At 72.0% G+C, this 7,829-nt stretch carries 9 protein-coding genes; 4 read left to right on the forward strand and 5 right to left on the reverse strand.

Translation table 11 applies throughout. From position 1 onward, the window contains the following. The coding region (locus CSR00_RS28725) for an L-2-amino-thiazoline-4-carboxylic acid hydrolase (RefSeq protein ID WP_099025769.1) at positions 1–766 on the reverse strand (766 nt) is incomplete at its 3' end. Positions 767–826: 60 nt separating this feature from the next. After that, the gene (locus CSR00_RS28730; protein WP_099025777.1) at positions 827–2,062 is read right to left on the reverse strand and encodes an FAD-dependent oxidoreductase; all 1,236 of its coding nucleotides are present in this window, start codon (positions 2,060–2,062) and stop codon (positions 827–829) included. Positions 2,063–2,148: 86 nt separating this feature from the next. Between CSR00_RS28730 and CSR00_RS28735 the strand changes: the two genes are divergently transcribed. From CSR00_RS28735 to CSR00_RS28750, 4 genes are all read left to right on the forward strand, one after another. Beyond that, positions 2,149–2,760 (forward strand): TetR/AcrR family transcriptional regulator, encoded by a 612-nt coding sequence (locus tag CSR00_RS28735; protein WP_099025770.1) that lies wholly within the window; start codon positions 2,149–2,151, stop codon positions 2,758–2,760. 76 nt (positions 2,761–2,836) lie between these two features. Further along, positions 2,837–3,958, forward strand: coding sequence for a precorrin-3B synthase (gene cobG / locus CSR00_RS28740; protein WP_099025771.1), 1,122 nt, complete (start codon positions 2,837–2,839; stop codon positions 3,956–3,958). An 18-nt stretch (positions 3,959–3,976) separates the two neighbouring features. Next, entirely contained in the window at positions 3,977–4,603 is a 627-nt protein-coding gene (locus tag CSR00_RS28745; protein ID WP_099025772.1) for a precorrin-8X methylmutase, read from the forward strand. Further along, a complete protein-coding gene (locus CSR00_RS28750) occupies positions 4,600–6,096 on the forward strand; it encodes a precorrin-2 C(20)-methyltransferase (RefSeq protein ID WP_099025773.1) in 1,497 nt (498 codons plus the stop codon). Before CSR00_RS28745 ends, CSR00_RS28750 begins: the two co-directional genes overlap by 4 nt. Before the next feature lie 28 nt (positions 6,097–6,124). On the opposite strand, the gene CSR00_RS28755 is transcribed toward CSR00_RS28750, so the two are convergent. The 3 genes from CSR00_RS28755 to CSR00_RS28765 all read right to left on the reverse strand — a co-directional run bounded on the left by CSR00_RS28755 (position 6,125) and on the right by CSR00_RS28765 (position 7,793). Further along, entirely contained in the window at positions 6,125–6,595 is a 471-nt protein-coding gene (locus CSR00_RS28755; protein ID WP_141564523.1) for a hypothetical protein, read from the reverse strand. A gap of 61 nt (positions 6,596–6,656) precedes the next feature. After that, on the reverse strand, positions 6,657–6,863 hold the full coding sequence (locus tag CSR00_RS28760) for a hypothetical protein (protein ID WP_099025775.1): 207 nt from the start codon (positions 6,861–6,863) through the stop codon (positions 6,657–6,659). A 186-nt stretch (positions 6,864–7,049) separates the two neighbouring features. After that, complete coding sequence (locus tag CSR00_RS28765; RefSeq protein ID WP_099025776.1) at positions 7,050–7,793, reverse strand: cobalt-precorrin-6A reductase; 744 nt, start codon at positions 7,791–7,793, stop codon at positions 7,050–7,052. Between the last annotated feature and the right edge of the window lie 36 nt (positions 7,794–7,829).

Below are 7,829 nucleotides of genomic sequence, written 5' to 3' on the forward strand. Positions count from 1 at the left end.
GATATCTGGAGAAGACATGAGAGGACAGGCCCGGAATGGAGGTCGGGACACCCGTGACCCTGGCCAAGGACGGCCAGCCCTGCCGGTAGAACATGAACCGGCAGGGCTGGCCGTCCTTGGCCAGGGTCACGGGTCTGCGGAACTCCATGCGGGTCTTGTCCCCGATGGCGCGGTACCCGGTGATGTCGTGGTCGCACCCGAGCGGGGCCAGCTCCGGCACCGTCAGCGCGGCGATCTGGCAGTTTCGGCACTGGTGCACGACCATCACCTTCAGGTCGCCCTCGTCGATGAGTTCATTGGGGTAGTTCGGGTCATCGGCGAACATCGCCGTGTGATAGCTCCAGAACGCTTCGAAGGGGTCGTCGAACCGCGCGAGTCGATCCGCCTGGTAGAACTCGTTCATCATGAACCGGGAGCAGTCCTGGATGGCCTCCCTGGCGAACCGGTAGGCACGCTCCTTCCCCGACGACGCCTCCAGGCGGCGGTGGATGACGACGAGCAGGATCCACTCCATTTCGGCCAGGAACCCGAAGCTGTCGTGCATCAGCGAAAAACCCGCGCGGCAGGTCCGTAGGGCGGGCAGGGCGGCGACGGGCAGCCGCAACCAGAAGGCGATGAATCGGGTCCAGCCCAGCTCCGCGCGCAGCCTGCGGGCGAAGACCCAGGAGACCCGGAGCTTGGTCGTCGTCGTCCACGGCAGGAACGGGAAGTGTTGCCCGTAGTGCGGGAGTTCGCTGACGTCTCGGCGAGGTCGGTGCTCGGCCATCGTCTGTCTCCTTCTCGGTTCGCGGTCCGGTCCTTTTGGTCCGTTTCGAGGTGGCCGACGTCAGCCCGGTCGGCGCGCCGAGCCGGCCGGGCGGGCCGGCGAGGGCCCGCGTTGCGCCAGTAGCTTGCGGATCGGGCCGAGGGCGGTATTGACCCCGACGAACCGGGTGAGCGTGTCGCGGACCGCGGTGACCAGCCGCCCACGGCGAAACATCAGTCGGGCGAGCTGGCGCGAGTTGTCCTGGGCGGTCTGCACGCGGGGACGCTGCGTGCGCTCGTAGGCGTCGAGCGCGTTCGGCACCGAGACGGCCTCGCATGCGGCCAGCTCGCGGCCCAGGACGGCCGCGGACTCCATCGCCATGGCCGCGCCGACGCCGGCGGTGGGCAGAAACCCCGCCGCGGCGTCTCCGAGCAGCGCGACCCGCCCCACGGTCCATCTGCGGCACCGCACGTCGGACATGGCCCAGTAGTAGGGGTCCGGGGCGGCCGCCACCGCACGCAGCGCGCGTGCGGTGCGATCGTCGACGTGGCGAAGGTGGCGTTCCACCCGGCGGGTGAACTCCGCGGGCCCCGCCGCGGTCGTCTCGTTCGGACCGCCGACGAACACCCCGAGGCGGCCGGGCACCGGGTAGAACCCGACGAACGAGCCCGCGCCCCAGGTTTCCTCGTAGCGGTCCTGCCCGTCGTCGGCGCTGGTCCAGGCCACCCATCCGCCCCAGCCGGTGTCGTAGCGGCCGACCTCGCCGGGAGCCACCACCAGCCGACGGGTGGACGAGTGCAGGCCGTCGGCCACCACCACGGCATCGAAATCGGCCTCGATGCGCGTGCCTGCCTCGTCGAGGGTCACGTGGACCCGCGCCGCATCCTGTTCCAGCGCGGTGAGCGTGGTGCCGTAGGCCACCGGCAGCGTCTGGAGGCCGAGCACGCTCAGCAACTCCGCGCGCTCGATGCCCCGGTAGTCGCCGAATCGGCCGATCGCCTCGTCGAGTGAGTAGTCCCTGAGTACCGCACCGGATGCTCCGTGCAGGCGGTATCGGTGCATCCCCACGCTGCGCTCGAGATAGCGGGTGCGGGCGCCGAGATCCTCCAGCACGGGGTCGACGAACGGCATCAGGCCCAGCATGTAGCCCTCGTCGCCGCCGGGGCGGGCACGCTCCACCAGCACCGGGTGCAGGCCGTGAGCGCGCAACGTACGCGTGGCGGTCACTCCCGCGACACCGGCGCCGACGATGAGCACCCGCGGGCGGTCTCCGCGAGCCGTGTCGACCTGGGCCAGCACATCCGTCGTCTCCGGCATCGCGGGGCTCCCGTCGTTGTACCACCTGGTCCAATCCGACGGCAGCACCATTGGACCGGGTGGTACAGGGCCGCTAGGCTGACCTCGTGCCAGCGGGTGAACTTTCGGCGGAACGGCGGCGCCGGCTGCTGGAAGTGGCCGCCAGGGAGTTCGCCGCCAGGGGCTACGAGCAGGCCTCGCTCAACGCGATCATCCGCGAGGCCAGCATGCGAAAGAGCTCCTTCTACCACTTCGTCGGGTCGAAGGCCGCGCTCTTCGACGCGGTGGTGCGCGAGGCGATGACCGAGTTGGCCCACCTCCTCGACATCCCGGCGGCCGAGGATCTGGCCGGCCCGCACTTCTGGGCCCGGGTGACGCGGTTGGTGACCGACGTCCTCGCGGTCGCCGCCCGCGGGGACTGGCTCGCCGACGTGGGCAGACTCTTCTACCTGCCGGATGCGCCCGTCGAACACAGCCCGGTCATGTCCGAGGTTCTGCGGTCCATCGGCTCCTGGGTGAGGCAGGCGCTGACCGGTGGCCGAGCCTGCGGCGCCGTTCGCGACGACATGCCGATGTCGTCGCAGATCGCGCTGGTGAGCAGCATTGTGAGGTGCCTCGACGAATGGTCTCTGCAGCACCTGCACGAGTATCGAGATGTCGAGCGCGACGAGGTCACCCGCATGCAGATCGATGCGCTGCGTCGACTGCTGGGTCCCTGAACCCGTTGGCGAGCCCCTCGGCCCGTCCGTGGCCTCGCCCACGTCGTGCCGCTGCCCCACGTCGTACCGTTGCACGATGGCCCCCAACGGTGACCGTGCCCGCGACGACGACGCCTGCCCCGGCGCGCTGCGCGTACACCAGGCCGCCGACGGCGCGCTGGTGCGGGTGCGTCTGCCCGGCGGGATGCTCACGCCCGCCCGGCTGCAGACGCTGGCGGAGCTGGCCGCCGGCTCCGGCTCGGGCGATCTGGAGCTGACCTCGCGCGGCAGTGTGCAGATCCGCGGGATCGCCGATCCCGGCCCGCTGGCCGGCGCACTCACCGAGGCCGGGCTGCTGCCGTCGCCGACTCATGAACGGGTGCGCAACATCGTGGCCTCACCGTTGACCGGGCGCAGCGGCGGCCTGGCCGATGTGCGCGGCTGGGTGCGCGCGCTCGACGAGGCGCTGCTGGCCGACCCGCACCTGGCCGGCCTGCCGGGCCGGTTCTGGTTCGGCCTCGACGACGGCCGCGGTGACGTGTCGGGGCTGGCCGCCGATGTCGGCGTCCAGGCGCTCGGCGACGGGCGGGTCGCGGTGCTGCTGGCCGGCGCCGACACCGGGGTGCGGGTACCGGACTCCGCGGCCGTCGACATGCTGGTCGACCTGGCCCGGCGATTCCTCGCCCTGCGCGGCGCGCACTGGCGGGTCGCCGAACTCGACGATCCCGCGGCGCTGCTGCACGGGTATCCCACCGAGGCGGCCGGGCGACAGCGGGCCGTCCCGGTCGCCCACGGACCCATCGGCTGGATCCCCCAGGACGACGGCGGGCTGGTCACCGTCGGCGCGGGCGTCCCGCTGGGTCTGCTGCCGGCGCGCACGGCGGAATTCCTGGCCGCCGTCGAGGCGCCGCTGGTGGTGACCCCGTGGCGCTCGGTGCTGATCTGCGATCTGCCCGAGCAGACCGCCGACACCGCTTTGCGGGTCCTGGCTCCGATGGGACTGGTGTTCGACGAGAACTCGCCGTGGCTGGCGGTCAGCGCCTGCACCGGCAGCCCGGGCTGCGAACGCAGCCTGGCCGATGTCCGCGCCGACGCCGCGGCCGCAGCGCGCTCGGGTGCCACGCAGCGCCAACACTTCGCGGGCTGCGAGCGGGCCTGCGGCAGCCCCCGCGACGGGCGGGTGTGGGTGGCCACCGGCGGTGGATACCGCCCGCGATAGGCCCCGTAGGGTAAGCGGGTGCTCGACTACATCCGCGATGCGACCGAAATCTATCGGCAGTCGTTCGCGACGATCCGGGACGAGGCCGACCTGGCCCGGTTCCCCGAGGACGTGGCCCGGGTGGTGGTCCGGCTGATCCACACCTGCGGCCAGGTCGACGTCGCCGATCACGTGGCCTTCACCGACGACGTGGTGGCGCGCGCGCACGCCGCGCTGGCCGCCGGGGCGCCGGTGCTCTGCGACTCGTCGATGGTGGCCGCCGGGGTCACCGCGGCCCGCCTGCCCGCGGCCAACGAGGTCGTGTCGCTGGTAGCCGACCCCCGCGCCGCCGAGCACGCCGCGCGCACCGGCAACACCCGCTCGGCCGCCGGGGTCGAGTTGTGGGCCGACCGCCTCGGCGGCTCGGTGGTGGCCATCGGCAACGCCCCCACCGCGCTGTTCCGGCTGCTGGAACTGATCGACGAGGGGGTGCGGGCGCCGGCGGCGGTGCTGGGCGGACCGGTCGGGTTCGTGGGCTCCGCACAGTCCAAGCAGGAACTCGTCGACCGTCCCCGCGGGATGTCATATCTGGTGGTCACCGGCCGCCGCGGCGGCAGCGCAATGGCAGCCGCGGCCGTCAATGCGATTGCGAGCGAACACGAATGACGACAGCATCCCCGAACCGGGGCACCCTGTGGGGGGTCGGACTCGGCCCCGGCGACCCGGAGCTGGTGACGGTCAAGGCGGCACGGGTGATCGGTGCGGCCGACGTGGTGGCCTACCACAGCGCCCGGCACGGTCACAGCATCGCGCGGCGCATCGCCGAGCCCTACCTGCGGGCGGGCCAGCTGGAGGAACACCTGGTCTACCCGGTCACCACCGAGACCACCGACCACCCCGGCGGCTACGCGGGGGCCATGGAGGACTTCTACGCCGAGGCCGCCGCGCGTATCGGCACGCACCTGGAGGCCGGACGCAACGTCGCCCTGCTGGCCGAGGGCGACCCGCTTTTCTACAGCAGCTACATGCACATGCACACCCGGCTCACCCAACGGTTCGACGCGGTGATCGTGCCCGGCGTGACCTCGGTCAGCGCGGCCTCGGCGGCGGTGGGCACGCCACTGGTGCAGGGCGACGAGGTGCTCACCGTGCTGCCCGGGACCCTGCCGCCCGCGGAGCTGACCCGCCGGCTCGCCGACAGCGACGCCGCCGTCGTGATGAAACTGGGTCGTTCCTATCCCGCTGTGCTGGAGGCCCTTTCGGCCGCCGGCCGGGCCGGGGACGCGTTCTACGTCGAGCGCGCCAGCACCGACGCGCAGCAGGTCAGCGCGGCCGGCGAGGCCGACGGTGCGGCGGTGCCGTACTTCTCGCTGGTGCTGGTGCCCGGTGCACACCGCGCCCCCACCGACGGCGACGCCGGCCCCGGCAGCGTCGCGGTCGTCGGTCTGGGTCCCGGTGACCCGCAGTGGATGACCCCGCAGAGCCGCCGCGAGCTGGCGGCGGCCACCGACCTGATCGGCTACGGCCCCTACCTGGACCGGGTGCCGATGCGCACCGGGCAGCGCCGTCACCCCAGTGACAACACCGACGAGCCGGAGCGGGCCCGGCTGGCCTGCACCCTTGCCGAGCAGGGCCACCGCGTGGCGGTGGTGTCCTCCGGTGATCCGGGGGTGTTCGCGATGGCCACCGCGGTGCTCGAGGAGGCCAAGGAGTGGCCGGGCGTGGCCGTGCGGGTGATTCCGGCGATGACCGCCGCCCAGGCGGTGGCCAGCCGGGTCGGCGCCCCGCTGGGCCACGACTACGCGGTGATCTCACTATCGGACCGGCTCAAGCCGTGGGACGTCATCGCCGCACGGGTGTCGGCGGCCGCGGCCGCCGACATGGTGCTGGCGATCTACAACCCGGCGTCGAAGTCGCGGACCTGGCAGGTGGCCGCGATGCGCGACCTGATCGCCGAGCACCGCGACCCGGGCACGCCGGTGATCATCGGCCGCGACGTCGCGGGCCCGCGCGAGCAGGTCAAGGTGGTGCGGCTGGCCGAGCTGGACCCGGCCGAGGTGGACATGCGCTGCCTGCTGATCGTGGGCTCGTCGCAGACCCAGTGGCACACCGACGGTGGGACCGACCGGGTGTTCACCCCGCGCAACTACCCGGGCTGAGCGCACCGAGCAGCACGGTCACCGCCGGTCACGGGAACAGGTTGTCGGCCATCTGCTTGAGCGAGATGAGCTGCGACGGTGTCGACTCGACCTGTGGGTGGGCACCGCCGATCCCCTCGATCCCGCCGAGTGCACCGACGGATGCCTTGACCGCCTCGGCCAGCGCCCGCCCCTTTTCCGCCTGGTCCTCGACCGCCGCGGCGTGCTGGCGGATCTCCTCGTTCTCCCGGCGGGTCCTGGCCGCATCCTCCGTGGCGAACTCGGCGGTGCTGCGGTGGACTTCCCTGCCGAAGAGCCATCCGACCGCGGTGAACACGATGGCTTCCAGGGCGCCGAAGACGTAGATGTAGCGGGCCCACAGTGTCTCGGTCATGTCGGGTTGGGCGGCGGCCTGGTACAGCAGCCAGCATGCGACGGCGAACAGCGCAACCAGGCCCGCCGCCAATACCCATGTCAGCCAATGCCGCAGGCCCGTCCGCGGCGTTGTCTCATCGCTCATGATCGTGCCGCCAATCTGGGTCGAGGGCCCTTGGGCCCTTCACCGGTCTGGGGATGCCGCGTCAGCGGCTGGATGCCATCACGCGCTCGGCCAGTCTGCGCGCGACGTCGCCGTCGTTCGCGGCCCGGCGCAGACCCTGGTCGTGGAGGAAGCCGACGAGGCGTCGATCCAGCGGCCAGTTCGCAAACGTGTAATAACTCGATCTGCGGAATTCACCAGCCAGCCTGTCGATCTCGCTGTCGGTCAGTAGCGGCTTGCCGTTGTCCATCGGGCTCAAGTCCGTTCCGTTGTGGTCGTTCTTCCGCTGTTGTGGGCCCCCGAAACGGGGTTGACACCATCATCTCGGTCCTGCCCGTCGGGCGATAGAGGCGATGGTCCCCGGAAAGTCACTACCGCGGCCCCAGTTCACGACCCGGCGACCCACCGTGCCGTTCCGCGCCGTCGGGAAAGACACTCAGCCGGTCAGGGACCGCAGCCACAGCAGCGCGCCGTCGACATCGGCGACGCTGACCACTCCCGCCGGCAGCGACGGCCGGTCGATCATCACCACGGCCACTCCGAGGTCGGTGGCCGCGTCCAGCTTGGGCCGGGTCATGGCTCCCCCGCTGTTCTTGGTGACCAGCGCGTCGATGCGGTGATCACGCAGCAGCACCCGCTCGTCGGCGTAGCGGTAGGGCCCCCGGGACAGCAGGACCTCGTGGTGGATGGGCAGCGTCGCGGGGTCCGGCTCGGTGACGGCCCGGATCAGAAACCACGCCGTGCTGTCCCGGAACGCCACGGTGCCGGAGCGTCCGGTGGTCAGGAACACCCGGGAAAAACGGTGTTCTGCAACCAGTTCCGCGGCAGCACGATCGCTGGGCACCGACAGGTACCCGGCGCTGTCCCATCCCGGGCGGGCCAACACCAGATGTGGCAGACCCAATTCGGCGCACACCCGCGCCGCGGTGGCGGTGATGGTCGCCGCGTAGGGGTGGGTGGCGTCGACGACGGCGGTGATCGCCTCGTCGCGCAGGTACCTCGCCAACCCCTCGGGCCCGCCGAAGCCGCCGATCCGCACCGGACCGGCCGGCAGCGCCGGGTCGGGCACCCGGCCGGCCAGCGAGCTGACGATCTCGACGCCCGGGTGCAGCCGTGCGGCCAGCGCACGCGCCTCACCGGTGCCGCCCAGCAGCAGGATCCGGCCCCTCGCCCCCGACATCAGCGCCGCCCCCGGTTCAATGCCGCGCCCCGCGGC

Origin of the sequence: Mycolicibacterium palauense, assembly GCF_002592005.1 — a bacterium.
Classification (GTDB): Bacteria; Actinomycetota; Actinomycetes; order Mycobacteriales; family Mycobacteriaceae; genus Mycobacterium; species Mycobacterium palauense.